14 protein-coding genes are annotated in these 16,606 nt (G+C 64.6%); 11 read left to right on the forward strand and 3 right to left on the reverse strand.

Annotated elements, in window-relative coordinates; all coding sequences use genetic code 11:
• Positions 1-119 precede the first annotated feature (119 nt).
• Positions 120-2,657, forward strand: coding sequence for an ATP-dependent Clp protease ATP-binding subunit (locus VT84_RS25660; protein ID WP_052560174.1), 2,538 nt, complete (start codon positions 120-122; stop codon positions 2,655-2,657).
• Between the two features lie 71 nt (positions 2,658-2,728).
• Entirely contained in the window at positions 2,729-3,445 is a 717-nt protein-coding gene (locus VT84_RS25665; protein WP_052560173.1) for a Uma2 family endonuclease, read from the forward strand.
• 10 nt (positions 3,446-3,455) lie between these two features.
• Here VT84_RS25665 and VT84_RS25670 read toward each other — a convergent pair whose 3' ends face one another.
• Entirely contained in the window at positions 3,456-5,048 is a 1,593-nt protein-coding gene (locus tag VT84_RS25670) for a DUF6798 domain-containing protein (RefSeq protein ID WP_082841503.1), read from the reverse strand.
• Positions 5,049-5,103: 55 nt separating this feature from the next.
• Complete coding sequence (dprA, locus tag VT84_RS25675) at positions 5,104-6,243, reverse strand: DNA-processing protein DprA (protein ID WP_082841504.1); 1,140 nt, start codon at positions 6,241-6,243, stop codon at positions 5,104-5,106.
• Positions 6,244-6,448: 205 nt separating this feature from the next.
• Between dprA and VT84_RS25680 the strand changes: the two genes are divergently transcribed.
• The 9 genes from VT84_RS25680 to VT84_RS25720 all read left to right on the forward strand — a co-directional run bounded on the left by VT84_RS25680 (position 6,449) and on the right by VT84_RS25720 (position 14,872).
• Positions 6,449-7,447, forward strand: coding sequence for a ribose-phosphate diphosphokinase (locus tag VT84_RS25680; protein ID WP_082841505.1), 999 nt, complete (start codon positions 6,449-6,451; stop codon positions 7,445-7,447).
• An 81-nt stretch (positions 7,448-7,528) separates the two neighbouring features.
• On the forward strand, positions 7,529-8,140 hold the full coding sequence (locus VT84_RS25685; RefSeq protein WP_082841506.1) for a DUF4190 domain-containing protein: 612 nt from the start codon (positions 7,529-7,531) through the stop codon (positions 8,138-8,140).
• Between the two features lie 159 nt (positions 8,141-8,299).
• Positions 8,300-8,911 (forward strand): hypothetical protein, encoded by a 612-nt coding sequence (locus tag VT84_RS25690; RefSeq protein WP_082841507.1) that lies wholly within the window; start codon positions 8,300-8,302, stop codon positions 8,909-8,911.
• A 66-nt stretch (positions 8,912-8,977) separates the two neighbouring features.
• Positions 8,978-9,478 (forward strand): hypothetical protein, encoded by a 501-nt coding sequence (locus VT84_RS25695; protein WP_082841508.1) that lies wholly within the window; start codon positions 8,978-8,980, stop codon positions 9,476-9,478.
• Positions 9,479-9,569: 91 nt separating this feature from the next.
• Positions 9,570-11,189 carry a phosphoglycerate dehydrogenase gene (gene serA, locus VT84_RS25700; protein ID WP_082841509.1) on the forward strand — a complete coding sequence of 540 codons (1,620 nt, stop codon included), beginning with the start codon at positions 9,570-9,572 and terminating at the stop codon, positions 11,187-11,189.
• A 526-nt stretch (positions 11,190-11,715) separates the two neighbouring features.
• On the forward strand, positions 11,716-12,183 hold the full coding sequence (locus VT84_RS25705; protein WP_052560165.1) for a hypothetical protein: 468 nt from the start codon (positions 11,716-11,718) through the stop codon (positions 12,181-12,183).
• Positions 12,184-12,381: 198 nt separating this feature from the next.
• Positions 12,382-13,059, forward strand: coding sequence for a hypothetical protein (locus VT84_RS25710; protein ID WP_052560164.1), 678 nt, complete (start codon positions 12,382-12,384; stop codon positions 13,057-13,059).
• The gene (locus VT84_RS25715) at positions 13,056-14,312 is read left to right on the forward strand and encodes a DNA methyltransferase (RefSeq protein ID WP_052560163.1); all 1,257 of its coding nucleotides are present in this window, start codon (positions 13,056-13,058) and stop codon (positions 14,310-14,312) included. Before VT84_RS25710 ends, VT84_RS25715 begins: the two co-directional genes overlap by 4 nt.
• A gap of 125 nt (positions 14,313-14,437) precedes the next feature.
• Entirely contained in the window at positions 14,438-14,872 is a 435-nt protein-coding gene (locus VT84_RS25720; RefSeq protein WP_052560162.1) for an RNA polymerase sigma factor, read from the forward strand.
• Between the two features lie 212 nt (positions 14,873-15,084).
• On the opposite strand, the gene VT84_RS25725 is transcribed toward VT84_RS25720, so the two are convergent.
• Entirely contained in the window at positions 15,085-16,155 is a 1,071-nt protein-coding gene (locus tag VT84_RS25725) for a DUF1559 domain-containing protein (protein WP_052560161.1), read from the reverse strand.
• Positions 16,156-16,606: the final 451 nt, after the last annotated feature.

The following is a 16,606-nucleotide window of genomic DNA, read 5'->3' on the forward strand; positions in this document are numbered from 1 at the left end:
TTCCTTGAAACCTTTTGCTGGTTCCCGCCTCAAAAGGAATATGATGGGCTGGAGCCGAACACGGTCTGCCGCGTTACGGCGCTTCGCAGATTCATCCCCAGTCGCGGGAGACGGCGTCGATGTATGAACGATTCACGGATCGGGCGCGGAAGGTGATGCAGCTGGCCAACCAAGAGGCCCAGCGCTTCAACCACGAGTACATCGGGACCGAGCACGTGCTGCTCGGTCTCGTTAAAGAGGGCTCCGGGGTCGCGGCCAACGTGCTCAAGAACCTGGACATCGACCTCCGGAAGATCCGGTTGGAGGTCGAGAAGATCGTCCAGCACGGGCCGGGCGGCGAGCAGGTCGTCATGGGGCGCCTGCCCCACACGCCCCGGGCCAAAAAGGTCATCGAGTACTCCATCGAGGAGGCTCGGAACCTGAACCACAACTACGTCGGCACCGAGCACCTACTATTGGGCCTCCTGCGCGAGCAAGAGGGGGTCGCCGCCCAGGTTCTCATGAACCTCGGACTCAAGCTCGAAGACGTGCGTGAAGAAGTCCTGAACCTGTTGGGCCACAACATGCCGAACGAATCCGAAGGCGGCGGCACGGGCAGCGGGGGCAACGAGCGCGGCTCGTCCGAGCGCACCGGTCGCAACAAATCCAAGACCCCGGCGCTCGACAGTTTCGGGCGCGACCTCACCGAACTCGCCCGCCAGGGCAAACTCGACCCCGTCATCGGGCGCACGGCCGAGATCGAGCGCGTCATCCAGATCCTGTCGCGCCGGCAGAAGAACAACCCGGTGCTCCTCGGCGAGGCCGGGGTGGGCAAGACCGCCATCGTGGAAGGGCTCGCGCAACTGGTCGTGGACCAGAACGTGCCGGAGATCCTCCGCGACAAGCGCATCGTCGTGCTCGACCTCGCGATGATGGTCGCCGGGACCAAGTACCGGGGCCAGTTCGAGGAGCGCATCAAGGCGGTGATGAACGAGGTGCGCCGCGCGAAGAACACGATGCTGTTCATCGACGAACTGCACACTCTCGTCGGCGCGGGCGGGGCCGAGGGCGCGATCGACGCCTCCAACGTGCTGAAGCCGGCGCTGGCCCGCGGCGAGATCCAGTGCATCGGGGCCACCACGCTCGACGAGTACCGCAAGTACATCGAGAAGGACGCGGCGCTGGCCCGCCGGTTCCAGGCGATCATCGTAAACCCGCCCTCGATGGCGGAAACGGTGGAGATCCTCAAGGGGCTCCGCGACCGGTACGAGGCGCACCACCGCGTGCAGATCACTGACGCCGCGCTGAAGCACGCGGTCGAGCTGTCCGAGCGCTACATCACCGGGCACTGCCTGCCGGACAAGGCCATCGACGTGATCGACGAGGCCGGCGCACGGGTGCGACTGAAGGGCATGACCCGGCCGCCGGACCTCAAGGATCTCGACGAGAAGATCGAGAAGCTGAACCAGGAAAAAGAAGCCGCGGTCATGGACCAGGACTTCGAGCGGGCCGCGAGCCTGCGCGACCAGTCCGAGAAGCTCCGCAAGGAGAAAGAGACCCAGCACAAGCAGTGGCGCGAGAAGGCCAAGGAAACCGACGGCGTGGTGGACGAGGAGGTCATCGCTGAAGTGGTCAGCAAGATGACCGGCGTGCCGCTCCGCAAGGTCGGCGAGGACGAAACGCGGCGCCTCCTCAATATGGAGGCCGAGCTGCACAACACCGTCATCAGCCAGAACGAGGCGATCCACTCCATCGCGAAGGCCGTGCGCAAGAGCCGGTCCGGGATGAAGGACCCGAAGCGCCCCATCGGGAGCTTCATCTTCGCCGGGCCGACCGGGGTGGGCAAGACGCTGCTCGCCAAGCAGCTCGCCAAGTTCATGTTCGGCGACGAAAACAACATCGTGCAGCTCGACATGTCCGAGTACATGGAGAAGCACAACGTGTCGCGGCTGGTCGGCGCCCCGCCCGGATACATCGGGTACGAAGAGGGCGGCCAGCTCACCGAGAAGATCCGCCGCAAGCCGTACTCCGTGGTGCTCCTCGACGAGATCGAGAAGGCCCACCCGGACGTGTGGAACATGCTCCTCCAGATCATGGAAGAGGGCCGGCTGACCGACAACGTGGGCCGCGTGGTGGACTTCAAGAACACCATGCTCATCATGACCACGAACATCGGGGCCGAGACGATCGTCGCCCTGGACGACATGACCTCGGCGTTCACCAAGGGTATCCGGAAGGACACCGAGGCGAGCTACCAGGACATGCAGAAGAAGCTCAAGGGGCGCATGGAGAAGGAGTTCCGGCCCGAGTTCTTGAACCGCCTCGACGAGATCATCGTGTTCCGGGCGCTCGGCCGCGACGACCTGAAGGCGATCGTGAACATGGAGCTGTCCAAGGTGGCCAAGCGGCTGTCCGAGAAGGGCATCCAGTTGACCGTGACGGACGAGGCCAAGGACTACCTGATCGACAAGGGGTCCAGCACCGAGTACGGCGCGCGGCCGCTCCGCCGGGCCATCGAGCAGCACCTCGAAGACATGCTCGCCGAGGAACTGCTCAAGGGCACGTTCCAGGGATCGGACACGCTGACCGTGAAGATCGTGGAGGAGAACGGCGAGAAGAAGCTCGGCTTCGACGCCCACTCGTCCACCCCGGTCGTCGCCACCGGCCCGTCGTCCTAACCGCGACGGGTCAATAACAGAAGCGGGCCACGCGCTTGCGGCGCGTGGCCCGCTTCTGTTATTGGTAGAGCATGTCGTCAATCACCAACGCGCCCCCGCCGGCGGTCCACTACCCCGACTCCGACGGTCAGCCGATGGCCGATAACACGCTCCAGTTCGAGTGGATCGTCACGCTCCAGGGGAACATCGACCTGATGTTCCGCGACCGGGCGGACGTGTTCGTCGCGGGCGACCACCTCATTTACCCGGTCGAGGGCACCGCGGACGTCCGCCAGGCGCCGGACGTGTACGTCGCGTTCGGGCGCCCCAAGGGGCACCGCGGCAGCTATAAGGTGTTCGAGGAAGACCACGTCTTCCCGCAAGTGATCTTCGAGGTATGGTCGCCGGGCAACCGCTTCAGCCAGATGGAAGACAAACGGGACTTCTACGAGCGGTACGGCGCGGAAGAATACTACATCGTGTACCCGGAGTTCCCGGCGCACGTTGATGGATGGGTGCGAAAGGGCGAGCAGTTCGAGCGAATCGCAGACATGAACGGGTACACCAGTCCGCGCCTCGGCATCCGCTTCGAGTTGCAGCGCGGAAACATCGCGGTGTACCACCCGGACCACCGACGGTTCCTGAGCTACGTCGAACTCGGCGCGCTCCAACACGAAACACAAGTTCGAGCAGAAGCAGCAGAGCAGAACGCCGAACAAGAACGACAACGCGCCGAACAGGAGCGGCAGAAGGCCGAGCGGCTCGCAGCCCGTCTCCGCGAACTGGGCGTCGATCCCGACACCTTGTGAGAACCGAAAATCACCTTACCCGGTAGACGGTGTACGCCGAGTCGGAGTGTGTCTCTTCCAGGTACGCGGCCGCAAGTGGCTTCGCGCGCGGCCAGACGATGTGCGTGATCCTTTCCGCCTTCAACTGCTCGTGCCGCCCGGGAGCGTTCCAGGCACCTTCCGCCGCCAGCGCGGACGCGAACTTCATCCGGCGCGCCCACTCCTCCACTTCCGCTGCGGCATACGGTACCGACTTGAAATCGACATACAGGCACGCCCCGGTCGCGAGTCGAAACCGCTGGAGGTCAACGGGCACCTGGTTCGTCCCCTCCTTCGCACGCGGGGGCGGCGCGAACGTGTTCGATACGGCCCCGCGCCCGGCACCCACCTTCGGGAAATCGGTCGGGATCAGGTACACGTCACCCGGCCCCGCGGTCGCGCGCACGAAGTCGTACAATTCGTGCTCGTCGGCCCCGCGGTAACCGAGCCCTCCCACCGTCACAATCACTCCGCCCACAACCAACCCCGCCAGCCCTGCAAACGCAATCTGGGCACCTCGCGTTCCCGGAGTAACACATGCAACCAATCGCGCGATAATGACCGCCGTCGCGACCGGTACGAGCAGCACCGAGATGCGCCACGGGAACGCGAGCGCCAGTGAATCCTTCTGAAGCACGAGCTGCGCTGCGGTCAGGAACGCCCCACCGATTGCTGCAACCACTAGAGCGCGGCCGAACGGCATTCGCCGCGCGAGTAACAGTCCGAACATGAGCCACGCCAGTTGCACGCCGGCCACCACGTCGAACCACCGCGACGGTACACAATGATGCGGAATGCGCACGCGAGCCAGAATGTGCATCGCGCGGTCTGCGTTCGAGCCGAACGGATCGAACCGCCACAGGGTGAACACGATAACCGGCACGACCAGCACCAGCGCGACGATTCCCGCTCCAATGCCCGTGCGTGTGCGCCCAGCGCGCATCAGTTCCAGCACGCAGCCGAGTACGAGTAACCCAGCAGGTAACAGGTACGTCGAGTGAAACCAACACGTCACCGCGGCCAGCGCGCACGCCACAACTGGGCGACCGTGTGCAAACGCGGCCAGCGCGAACACGAGCAGCACGCCGAACGCCGACGGCTGAATTCCCGGTCCGAGAAGGTACTGAGCGGCGAAGCCGGCTTGCAGGTACCACGGGTAATCCACACCCACCGCCTGAACCGAGAGCCACCGCAAAATGGCCGCGTGGGTCGCGGTGAAGAGAGCGGCAAAAGTGATCCGCGCCGTGCGCGTGTTCGGGAAGCCCGGTACGGCTGCGACCAGCCAGCGCACCGCCAGAAAGTACGCCATCAGAACGACAAAGTACGCGGGCTGTAGCCCCCAGGGGTGAACCGAGTACACCCCCGCGACGAGCGCGGAGAACAGCGGCGTGGGGTCGCTGGTGTTCGCGAGCCAGTCGTGCGCGAGGTGCCCGTGCCCGCCGAGTACGGCGCCGTGAAGGAGATACTGGTTCTGGTTCGAGTAGTACAGCGGGGACTGCGTGTGTGCCATCGCGAACGCGATCGCGAGCAGGACGGCTTCGAGCGTGCGGACGCGACCGGTCGGCGCGGGAGCAGGTGAAGGCATGCGTTCGTTTTACAAACGTCGCACGCAACCGCGAGGAGCGCCGACCCGTGCGGCTCTACCGCCGTTCGTAGAAGTTGCCGGGCAGTCGGCGCACGACCTTCTTCAGTTCCAACTGCATGAGCACGCGGGACAGGTCACCGACCGGTAGGCTCAGTTCGCGCGCCAGTTCGTCCGCGTGGCGCTTGGCGGCGAGCGCGTCGAAAACCCGCTCCTGGACGGAATCGAGTGCCGGTCGCGGTGCAGGTGGGGCTTCCGGTGCGGGAGCCGAACGTGGCTCGGCCGTTTTCTGGCTACCGGTTGTGCCGCTCCGATATTCTGGCGTCGAAATGCCCTTCAAATCCTCGATCACGTCGTCCGCGTTGCGCACGAGTCGGGCGCCCTTGCGAATGAGTTCGAGGCTGCCCGCGCTGGCAGAGCTGTCTACCGCGCCCGGCACCGCGAATATCTCACGCCCCTGCTCCGCCGCGTGGGTCGCGGTGATGAGCGCCCCGCTCTTCGCGTTCGCTTCTACAACGACGATCGCACGACTCAACCCGCTGATGATACGGTTCCGCGCCGGGAACATGCCCGGTTGCGGGGCAACGGTCATCGGCGTTTCGGTGACCAAACACCCTCGCTGCGCGATTTCGTCCGCGAGTTCGGCGTGTTCCGGCGGGTAAATCGCCGACAATCCGCCCGCCAGCACCGCGATCGTGCGCCCGCCCGCGTCGAGTGCGGCCCGGTGCGCGACGCCGTCGATTCCGCGTGCGAGGCCGGAAACGATCGTGAAACCGGCTCGAACGAGGTCGCGGGCGAGTTGTTCGGCCAATTTTCGCCCGTAAGCGGTACAGGCGCGTGACCCGACAATGCCAATCGCGTTCACATCGGCTTCCACCCAGGCCCCGCGGAAATACAACAATGGGGGTGGGGCGACCACCGCCGCAAGCGGCGGCGGGTACCCCGCGGAGCCGAGCGGCACCGGTGAAACACCGTGTTTTTCGAGGAGCGCGCGTTCGGGACCGGTGTCCACGGTCCCGAACGCCTCCGCGAGCGCGCCGGCCAACTTCTCCCCGATGTGCGGGATCTGGAGCAATTCCGGTGCTGTGGCGCGCAGGGCTGCGGCCGGCGAACCGAATCGCCCCAGTAGCGCGGCCGTTAACTTCGGCCCGAGCCCCGGCACCAGAGCAAGGGCGAGGTGGTCGTTGAGATCGGACATATCGGCGTGCAATTGAGGGCGTTGGGCGGCGCGACCCGGACGAATGGGCCGGCTGGGGTTTTCACGATACCCGATCCCCGATATTCCCGACACACCCGATTTTGGTACCCAGCGCGCCCGATTTCGATTGGGCGCTGGCGGTTGCGTTTCTCGTGGTGCATAATGCGGTTCCGGGCCGTACCCGGGACCAATTCAGGAGACGGCCGTGTCCGGCAACGGCAACAATCACAAGCTCAAAATCTTCAGCGGGCGCGCGAACCGGCCATTGGCCGAGGGCATCGCCAAGGTGCTCGCCGTCCCGCTGGGCAACATGACGCTCGGGGACTTCCCGGACCGGGAAACGAGCGTCCGCATCGAAGAGGACGTGCGCGGGCGGGACGTGTTCATCGTCCAGCCGACGTCCACGCCGGTGAACGACCACCTGATGGAACTGCTCATCATCCTCGATGCGTTTAAACGGGCCAGCCCCGCGCGCATCACCGCAGTGCTGCCCTATTACGGCTACGCTCGGCAGGACCGCAAGGACAAGGGCCGCGTACCGATTTCGGCGAAGCTCGTCGCGAATCTCATCACGAAAGCCGGAGCCGACCGCGTCCTCGCCCTCGACCTGCACGCCGCTCAGATCCAGGGATTCTTCGACATCCCGGTGGACCACCTCTACGCGGTCAAAGAAATCGCCAAACACGTCCGCAGCCTCGGGATCGACCAGAGCGAACTCATCGTGCTCAGCCCGGACGAGGGGAGCATCAAAAAGGCGCTCGATTTCCAGAAGAACGTCGGCGGGAAGATCTCCGTCGCCGACAAGCGCCGGACCAGCGCCACCGAGATCAAGCACGGGCACCTGATCGGCGCGCCGGTCGACGGCAAATCGGTCGTGATCTACGACGACATGATTTCAACGGCCGGGACCATCGTGGGCGCGGTCAACGTGGCCCGGCAGCACGGCGCGAAAGCGGTCTACGTGTGCGCCACGCACGGCGTGCTGTGCGGCCCCGCGATCGAACGATTGGGGTCCGCAAAAATCGACCAGATCGCCATCACCGATAGCATCCCGCTCCCGCCGGAGAAGCAGCTCCCGAACATCAAGGTGATTTCCGTCGCGTCGCTGATCGCGAACGCGATCCAGCGCATCCACGGCAACGAGTCCGTCAGCGAACTGTTCAAGGACGAACCGCCCATCACGCGGGAAATCAACACGAAGTAAAGAACCGGGAACGGTGCGCGGGATCACCCCGCCCGTTCCCGCACGCGGATCGCCTCCATTCCTCACATCCCGCCCGCTCCCATGCCCAACATTCAGGTCACGTGCCCGGAGTGCAAATCGGTGCTGGAAATCGGCGCCGAGTTCGCGGGCCAGGAGATCGAGTGCGGGAACTGCCTGCACGTGTTCGTTGCAGAAACCCGGCCCACACGCCCGGACAGTGCCGGTCGGTCCGGTTCGGGCGTGCGGCGCCGCACCGAGGACGCGCCCGACGACCGCGAGCGGAGCCGATCCGCGCGGAGTTCTCAGCGCCGGGACGAGGAAGACGATTCCGATCGCCGCTCCGCACGCCGGAGACGAGACGAAGAAGAGGACGATGATTTCGACTACAGCCCGCCGCGCCCGCGCAGCAGCGGTCCCGGCGCGGCTTCCGTGGCCGCACTCGTTCTCGGCTTGCTGAGTAGTCTCGCCCTCCCCGCGACCTGTTGCGGGTGCTGTTCCATACTCACGTGGCCGGTCACGATTCCGCTGGGGTTGGCAGCGATCATTACTGGGGCGTTTGGGCTTAATGATCCGAAGGGAAAGCCGCTGGCAATTACCGGCATGGTCATCGGCACCGTGTCACTGGCGTTCGTTGCCCTCCAACTCGTGATCGGCTTCGGTCCGCTCGTGGTACCCCCAGGTCCGCCCCGATAGCGATCCCGGCAATCTGTTCACGGCACACGAGCCACCACGACTACACGATTGGCGAATGAAAAAGCGGTCGCTGATGGCGCGGAGAGTAGGAAATATCGAACAAGCGTAAGTGTTCCGATTTGGCGTGATGCTCCACAACGACAAGGGAGACGGCACCACATGAGGCTCGCTCACTTGCTGCTCGCCGGCTTCGTAATCGCGGGATCCGGTTGTTATTACGAACCAAAACCCGACCCCGAACCGCAACCCAAGCCCGAACCGAAGGCGGAACAAAAGGCCGAACCCAAGTTGGTCACGGTCCGCCACGCCGACACGCTCGCCCCGGAAGACTTCGGGATCGGGAAATACGTCTTCGAGGAGAAAGTCCCCGCCGGAAAGGTAATGGTGTTGCGCCGAACGGAAGAACGGAACGGGCGCAAGCAGGAAGGGGCATACGAAACGATCGATTACACCAACGGTGGAACCGCGCGAAAGGTCGTGTTGGTGTACGATATGCTCGAATTCCCTTTCTCCGACCGCAAGACACAAGCCGTCCAAATCAAATACCCGGGCAGCACTGCGGTTACTTTTCCGGGGCTCCGAAGCTGTTCAACCGAAACTCGCCCCGGGCTGCTCAGGCTCGTGTTCGCCGATTTTCAGAAAGAAACCGTCGAGTTTAAATTCGAGTGCTTCGTCGAAGATTACAAAGTGGCGAAAAAGCGCATCCCCACCTTGTCGGCCGCGTCCCCGAACGAAACGTGGACTTATTGCTACCAGTTTGAAGATAAGTGATACCGACCGGATCGATCACGTTTCGAGTTCCCGGCTCAACAGTTCGCACCGCACCAAGGACGATCCATGCTCCGCTTCTGTGTTCCGCTCGCGGCTGTTGCACTCGCGTTCTGCGGGTGCTTCAACGACCCGAAGACCGCTCCGACCACTTTCAAGTCGGAATCACATGAGCACTCACACGATTTGGACCACATGATGGTTGAGGATGCGGGGCATTACCACGCCGCACTCACCGCCCACCTCTCCAGTAAGGACGGCAACGAACTCGACGTGTTCTTCCGTGCCGCCGCCGACCTCAAAAAGCCCGTCGCGCTGCCGATCGCAAAATTTACCGCGACCGCGAAAACCGCCGAGGGCAAAGAGCACAAACTGGAGTTCGAGCCGGCCCCGACGGACGAGCGCAAGGACGATCCCGCCGGGAAGTGCTCGCACTTCGTCGCGAAAGCCGGCTGGATGCGGGCCAAAGACGTGCTCACCATCACCACGACCGTCACAATCGACGGCAAACCCACGGTGATCGAATGGAAGGACTTTAACCCCAAAAAGTACGCGCATCACGAAGATTAGCATTCCGCGGGTGGTGTTTGCGGCCGCTCCGCCCCGGCGGGATATAACGCACTATGGCCCCAAACACTCACCACGAAAGACTCAACTCTCCATGCCGCGCGTACTGATTGCCGACAAATTGGAAGCCCCGGGCATCGAGCTGCTCAAAGCGGCCGGTCTCGAAGTAGACAACCGGCCCGGCCTCAAGGCCGACGAACTCAAGGCCGCAATTCGGGGCGCCGACGCGGTCATCTGTCGCTCTCAACCGAAGCTCAGTGCCGAGTACTTCGACGACACCGGCAGTCTCCGCGCGATCGCGCGCGCCGGCGTGGGCGTGGACAACATTGATGTCGCCGCGGCCACCCGCAAGGGCGTCGTGGTCATGAACACACCCGGCGGGAACACCGTCTCGGCCGCGGAGCACACCATCGCGCTGCTCCTCGCGCTCGCCCGGCGCGTCCCGGTCGCCGACGCGACCATGAAGGCCGGCGGCTGGGACCGCAACAAGTTCGTCGGGACCGAGGTCGCGGGCAAGACGCTCGGCGTCGTCGGGTTGGGGCGCATCGGGCGCGAGGTCGCCCGGCGCGCGAAGGGGATGGACATGAAGGTCATCGCCCTCGACCCGTTCGTGACCGCGGCGAAGGCCGCCGAACTCGGGTACGAGACGGCCGCGAACCTGGACGAACTGTTACCGAAGGTCGACTTCCTCACGCTCCACGTCCCACTCGGGAACGACACCAAGAGCCTCATCGGGGCGCGTGAACTGGGGCTGATGAAGAAGTCCGCCCGCGTGCTGAACGTCGCCCGCGGCGGCATCGTGGACGAGAAGGCCCTCACCGACGCGCTCGCGGCCGGCACCATCGCGGGCGCGGGCATTGATGTGTTCACCGTGGAGCCGATCGTCGCGGACAACCCGCTCCTGAAGGCGCCGAACATCGTGCTCACGCCGCACCTCGGCGCCTCCACGCTGGAAGCCCAGGAAAACGTCGCGATCGAAGCGGCGCAGCTCATCGCCGACTTCTTGCTCAAGGGCCAGGTCGCGAACGCGGTCAACATGGCGGCCGTGAACCCCGCGGAACTCGCCGAGGTGCGCCCCTACGTCGACCTCGCGCGCCGGTTGGGGTTGCTCCAGGCGCAAATCGCGCAGGGAACGATCCGCCGCGCGTCGCTCACCTACCGGGGTGAACTCGCGGGGCAGAAGACGCGGCTGCTCACCGCCGCGTTCACGGCCGGGATGCTCGAGTACCGGTTGAGCGAGGGCGTGAACCTCGTTAACGCGGAAGTGCTGGCGCGCGAGCGCGGGATCGAGATCGCGGAATCGTCGAACCCCAAGAAGGGCGACTTCGCCGCGCTGCTCCACACGGAAGTCGAAACCGAAAAGGGCACGACCGTCGCCGCGGGCACGCTGTTCGGCGACCAGTACCTGCGCCTCGTGCAACTCGGGCCGTACCGCATGGAGGGCTACCTCGACGGCGTGCTGCTCGTGTTCACGCACCGCGACGTGCCGGGCCTCATCGGGTTCGTCGGCACAATCTTCGGCACCCACGCGGTGAACATCGCGCAGATGACCGTCGGCCGGCAGGCGCCCGGAGGCGAGGCGATCGGCATCCTGAACCTCGACAACCCGCCGCCGGAAGCGGCGCTGGCCGCGGTGAAGAACCACGCACACATCAGCTCGGTCACCGTGGTGAAACTGCCCGCCGCGGGCGAACTCCCCGCGTGGCTGGGCTGAGCACGAACGCCCTTCGGCGCTGCTGAGCTTCTGCCAGCGGCACCGAAGGGCGCGTTTCCCTCGTTCATTCCGCCCGACCAAAGGCCACTCGGCCGGGCGCCCTCATCTCGTTGCGCCGTCAGTCAATTTATCGCTAGCAAAACCAATCTCTCGATCATCTCGCTCGCACAAACAAGGCGACGCATTTCCCACTTTACGGAACGCTAATGCGCAAATCCCCGCGTGCTAGCGCGGCGTGACGGCCATCGCTCTGGTTACGTATTTCTGTAGCCGGCCTCTGCGAGGCCGGGGAGCCACTGACTGCGGATGTCCCGGCCTCGCAGAGGCCGGCTACAGAAAACAATGAAAACAAGACCGGATAAGAGCGTCCACCGAAGTGTGCGCCTCGTTCACGGCGCCGCTCAACGTTCGGCGCGATCGTTGCAATCGTTCCACCCCGTCGCGCATCCCAAGACGGGTGCCCGGACCCGGACCGGTCGGGTCGAAACCGGTCGGGAACACCTCTCTCGACGCACGGAGCACGCACATGTTCACGATGCTTCTGTACGCGGCCTTCTTCGCCGTCACGCCCGATGACAAGCCCGGGGCCAGCAGCGCCGCAGCGCCCGCGATCTCGCTCGACGGCAACTGGACCGTCCTCTGCGCGGAGCGGGACGGCAAGGCGCTCGCCGACGCCAAAAACATGACGGTGACCGCCAAGGGTGACACCATCACGTGTAGCGGCAAGGATGGCAAAACGGCCGTGACCTTGAAGCTCGAATTCGGTCCGAACGGCACGCTCAAGGTGTCCGAGACCGCCGGCGGGAACCCGTCCGACAAGCCGATCGCAAAAGTGGGCGTGTACGTGCTGACGCAGGACTTCTTCTCGCTGTGCGTCCACGACGCGAACAGCACGGACAACGCAAATAACGCGAACAACGCGGGCAATAACAAACCCACGAACACCTGCACGTTCGTACTCCAGCGCTCGAACCCGCGGCCGAACGAACGGTAAGCGTCTAACCAGCGCCGTTGCGACGGTACCGGGGCCATCGTTGCAACGGCGAGCCGGTCCGCTCCCACATCAATTCCGGTCCCCTTCCCTTCAATTCTTGTCACGCGAGCCGGCGCGAGTTTGACTCGCGCCACTCGAATCGGCGCCGCAATTCCGCAGAACAACTACTGAGCGCGGAACGCCAACCCGAGAAGCCCCATGCGCCACGTTCTGTTTACCGCGTGTTTACTCCTCGCGGGCGCGCCGGGCGCGCGGGCCGCGGACGAAGCGCTCGGCAAGCTGTCCGAGAAGTACGAGTCCGGCGGGCGCGGCCCCGGCACCGTGTCCACCGGTAAGGGCGACCCGGGCGGGGTGTCATACGGCACGTACCAACTCGCGTCGAAGATCGGCCGCGCGGACGAGTTCGTTAAGCGGTACTACCCCGAAGAGTTCAAGGGGCTGAAGGGCGGGAGCGACGAGTTCACCAAGAAGTGGAAGGAACTCGCCGCGAAAGACCCGAAGGCGCTCCACGCCAACGAGCACACGTTCATCAAGGAAACGCACTACGACCCGCAGGTCCGGCGGCTCGAACGGGATCTGAAGCTCGACGTGACCAAGCGCAGCGCGGCGATCCGCGACGTGGTGTGGTCGGTTGCGGTTCACCACGGGCCGAACACGGACGTCATCGTGACCGCGGTGAAGCCGCTGCTGAAGGACGCGAAGATCGAGGACGTGACCGACGAGGCGATCATCCGCGCCGTGTACGCAGAGCGCGGGCGCAAGGACAAGGACGGCAAGCTCGTGCGGTTCAAGAACGTGGGCGAGGCACTGATTCCCGGACTCACCAAGAGATTTGAGCGCGAACAAACCGACGCGCTGGAGATGCTGAAGAAGTGAACGACCGGCACGACAAACGCCCCGCGCGCGAGCCGAACCGCCGCCGGGCACTGACCCACGTGGGCGGCGCGATCGACACCGAGGGCGACCGCGCCGACGCGGACCGGCTCGCCCGCGCGCTCACCGTTCCCCCGGCCACGGACGACGACAACGAACCGGCCCGCGCGCACGTCCACGGGTTCCACACGTACCCCGCGCGCATGCACCCCGCCACGGCCGCGCGGCTCGTCACCGCGTTCGTGCCCGCCGGGGGCCGCGTGCTCGACCCGTTCTGCGGGTCCGGAACGGTACTCGTGGAAGCGCTCATCGCCGGGCGGAGCGCGGTCGGTACGGATCTAAATCCCATCGCGGTGCGACTCGCGGCCAGCAAGACGCGCCCGCGCACGCCCGGCGACCTCGCGCACTTCGCGACCCGGGCCGAGGAGTGCGCGGACCACGCCAACACCCGGCGGAAGGCCAAAACCGGCGCGAGTCGGCGCTTCTCCGCGGAAGACATGGCCCTGTTCGAGCCGCACGTTCTGCTCGAACTCGATTCGCTCCGCGCGAAGATCGAATCGCTGCGCGACGATCCCGCCCGCACCGACCTGGAACTGGTGCTGTCCTCGGTACTGGTGAAGCTCTCGCGCAAGTCGGGCGACACGACCTCGGGTACGGCCCCGCGGCGCACCGCGGCCGGATTCCCCGCGCGCTTGTTCGTGCAGAAGGCGCAAGACCTCGCCGCCCGACTCGCGGTACTCGGGAACCTGCTCCCGCGCCCGACCCCGATCGCAACGGCACTTTTGGACGACGCGACCGAATTGAAGCGCGTACCGCCCGGTCCGGTGAACGCGGTCATCACGTCGCCGCCCTACGCGGCCACTTACGATTACCTCTCGCACCACGCGCTGCGGTTGCGCTGGCTCGGACTCGATCCCACCCCCCTCGCGCGCGGGGAGATCGGTTCACGAACCGCGTACTCGCGGATGAAGCCCGAGAACGCGCGCATCACTTGGGGTAAGGAACTCGAACGCTTCTTCCGCTCGGTGATGCGCGTGCTTTCGCCAAACGCGCCGATCGTCATCATGATGGCGGATTCGGCCGTCGGCGACGTGGCAATCCGCGCCGACGAAGTGGTCGCAGAGGTCAGCCGCGTGTGCGGACTGTACCCGGCCGCGCGCGCGTCACAGGCCCGCCCGCACTTCCACGGCCCGACCGCCAAGGCGTTCCGCGACCGCCCGCGGTTCGAGCACGCCCTCCTCCTCCGCAAACCGTAACGGCACGGTCACAAATGGGCACGCGGGGCTTCGTCCCCATGTGCTCTTTGCACGTCCCCACATTTTTCATCGACGGATTCGCTCCGCGCGGGAACAGTAGGGCAGGATCCACCCGCGAGGCCCGCATGACCACGACCGTTTCGACCGGGCTGCGCCGCGTTGCGGCCCGCCTGAACCCGGACACGGCCCCGGACGGTGAACTGCTCGGCCGGTTCCTCGAACACCGGGACGAAGCCGCGTTCGCGGTACTGGTGCGCCGGCACGCCGCACTGGTCCTCGGCATGTGCCGCCGCGTGTTGGGTAACGCCACCGACGCGGACGATGCGTTCCAGGCCGCCTTCGTGGTGCTCGTTGCGCCCAAAATACGCGAGCCATCAGTAGTCGTGGGCAGCACCATCGTGGCGCGACCCACGTCGTCACATTGCGCCCGTGGCAGACATCTCATCTGCGATTCGGTTGTCGATTGGCTAATCGGACGCGGCACCGGGCGTCGGCGCCTTTTTGCCCCCCGCTCCGGGCGTCGTTTTCGGCCCCCCATCGGAACCGGCCACCTTGGGTAAAGGTTGATCCAGTTTAGTCGGAAGAGCTGCTTCTTTTTTTTCGCAACCGACGACCAAGACGACGGGCACAAAAAAGCAGGCAATTTTCAAAACGCACTGTCTCATCGAGTTCTCCGTAGAGTGCAAGTTCTCTGCAAGAAATAAGGAGGGGCGTCCGGTTCCCTCCGAACCGGAGCGCCTGATCTGCAACGGCACGATTGGCTAGCGCGCGATCAGTTACCGATTTGGCCCGTGCTGAAGACGTCTCCGTCCTGTGCCCCGGACATTTGTTGGTAGACCATCCAGTCGCCTCCGGCCGGGAGCGGGTTGCGGACACCAGTGCTCCCCTGACGGAGGGTGCGAACGGCTCCATCGGCCATTGCGAAATTGACGACGCCCGTGTGCGTGCTCCCGAAGCACAGCGGCACACTAGCCGAACTCCCGCCCGAACCCGCGGTGGCCGACTGCATACCGAATTTCGTCGGCATGGACCCGATACCGAGCCAGGACCAAGCGAAGTCGGGTGTCGTTGCGCCAACGGAGCGCCCCAATCCTTCACCAAAGGCGAGCGTATTCGACGTGCCGTCGGTGATCGAGACGATGGTGGTCTTTGAGCGGTTGTAATAGATCCCACGGTACTTCTGCAGATTGATACCCGGGCCGTCCGACGGCGACGACGGGTGACCGTTATCACCGATCGCGCCGGCCACACCGGTGTAGTTGGTCAGGCCGATGTCGTAGGCACTCCCCCCGGAAAACCAACCGTAGGTACACGCATTCGTGCCGCCGGCGACCGACGGGTCCGCCATCGCCAGAATCATCGCCCCGTTCGTCGTCTGTGTGGCGGTGGTGACCGGGTCCGAGGGGCACTTGAAGGTCTTGACCTTGGTGTACGAGAGGCTGAAATCGGGGTTGGCGCTCCACCAGTTGACGCCCCCGCTCGACGGGAAGGCCACGGTCGTTTCCAGGGAGTACTGGCCCGTGAACTGTTTGAACAGGTTGTCCTGTTCGATGTAGGGCAGGATGAAGAACAGCGACCCCACGGACTGCCCGCCCCAGAAGCCGGTACTGGAGTTCCCGCCCAGGTTGCCCGGGGGGAACCGGCCGTTGGCGCTTTCGTAGTTGTGAGATCCGAGGCAAATTTGCTTCAGGTTGTTCTGGCACGTCATCCGCGCGGCCGCGTCGCGGACCTTCTGAACGGCCGGCAGGAGCAGACCGATGAGGATCGCAATAATTGCGATCACCACTAACAGTTCGATCAGTGTAAAGGCGCGGCGGAGCGAAACAGGACGGACCGAGAGCATGACGAGTCTCCAAAACGGGACACGAGCCGGATGAGAGAAATGTGATCGAGTCCGCGCGACCATACGGTCCCAAACGCCGGTGCTACCGACGGGACAAAAAGGACCGAATGAGACGCGCTGGAGAGAAATCCGGGGTAGGAGAGGTGTTGACGTGGAGATCGGTGGTTGCGAGGGCCACCGTTTTGCGAGTCGCCAACTTAGAACTCTACCCCAGTAATGAAGCACATCATTACCGAATTCTCATGAACGTCAATTCTACTTTTTTCTTTTTTCATCTGTTTTGATGCTCGCGAAGTGGAATTCTTCACCCAGGGGGCTGTAACTGCCGCGATCACCGTACTGTCAATTGACTTGCTTTTCGGCGATTTGACACGATTGCGAGCCGCCAGAACCGGCGCTTCGCAGTTGCGAAACCGCCCGTCGGGAGTCACGTCTCATCCCTGTGAATGCA

It is taken from the genome of Gemmata sp. SH-PL17 (genome assembly GCF_001610855.1).
GTDB classification, from domain to species: domain Bacteria; phylum Planctomycetota; class Planctomycetia; order Gemmatales; family Gemmataceae; genus Gemmata; species Gemmata massiliana.

What these genes read in the sequence shown, in the direction of transcription:
- VT84_RS25670 (WP_082841503.1), bottom strand. Translation starts at nt 5,048, where the DNA reads ATGCCTTCACCTGCTCCCGCGCCGACCGGTCGCGTCCGCACGCTCGAA.
- VT84_RS25685 (WP_082841506.1), top strand. Translation starts at nt 7,529, where the DNA reads ATGCCCAACATTCAGGTCACGTGCCCGGAGTGCAAATCGGTGCTGGAA.
- VT84_RS25695 (WP_082841508.1), top strand. Translation starts at nt 8,978, where the DNA reads ATGCTCCGCTTCTGTGTTCCGCTCGCGGCTGTTGCACTCGCGTTCTGC.
- VT84_RS25665 (WP_052560173.1), top strand. Translation starts at nt 2,729, where the DNA reads ATGTCGTCAATCACCAACGCGCCCCCGCCGGCGGTCCACTACCCCGAC.
- VT84_RS25660 (WP_052560174.1), top strand. Translation starts at nt 120, where the DNA reads ATGTATGAACGATTCACGGATCGGGCGCGGAAGGTGATGCAGCTGGCC.
- VT84_RS25705 (WP_052560165.1), top strand. Translation starts at nt 11,716, where the DNA reads ATGTTCACGATGCTTCTGTACGCGGCCTTCTTCGCCGTCACGCCCGAT.
- serA (WP_082841509.1), top strand. Translation starts at nt 9,570, where the DNA reads ATGCCGCGCGTACTGATTGCCGACAAATTGGAAGCCCCGGGCATCGAG.
- dprA (WP_082841504.1), bottom strand. Translation starts at nt 6,243, where the DNA reads ATGTCCGATCTCAACGACCACCTCGCCCTTGCTCTGGTGCCGGGGCTC.
- VT84_RS25710 (WP_052560164.1), top strand. Translation starts at nt 12,382, where the DNA reads ATGCGCCACGTTCTGTTTACCGCGTGTTTACTCCTCGCGGGCGCGCCG.
- VT84_RS25725 (WP_052560161.1), bottom strand. Translation starts at nt 16,155, where the DNA reads ATGCTCTCGGTCCGTCCTGTTTCGCTCCGCCGCGCCTTTACACTGATC.
- VT84_RS25720 (WP_052560162.1), top strand. Translation starts at nt 14,438, where the DNA reads ATGACCACGACCGTTTCGACCGGGCTGCGCCGCGTTGCGGCCCGCCTG.
- VT84_RS25690 (WP_082841507.1), top strand. Translation starts at nt 8,300, where the DNA reads ATGAGGCTCGCTCACTTGCTGCTCGCCGGCTTCGTAATCGCGGGATCC.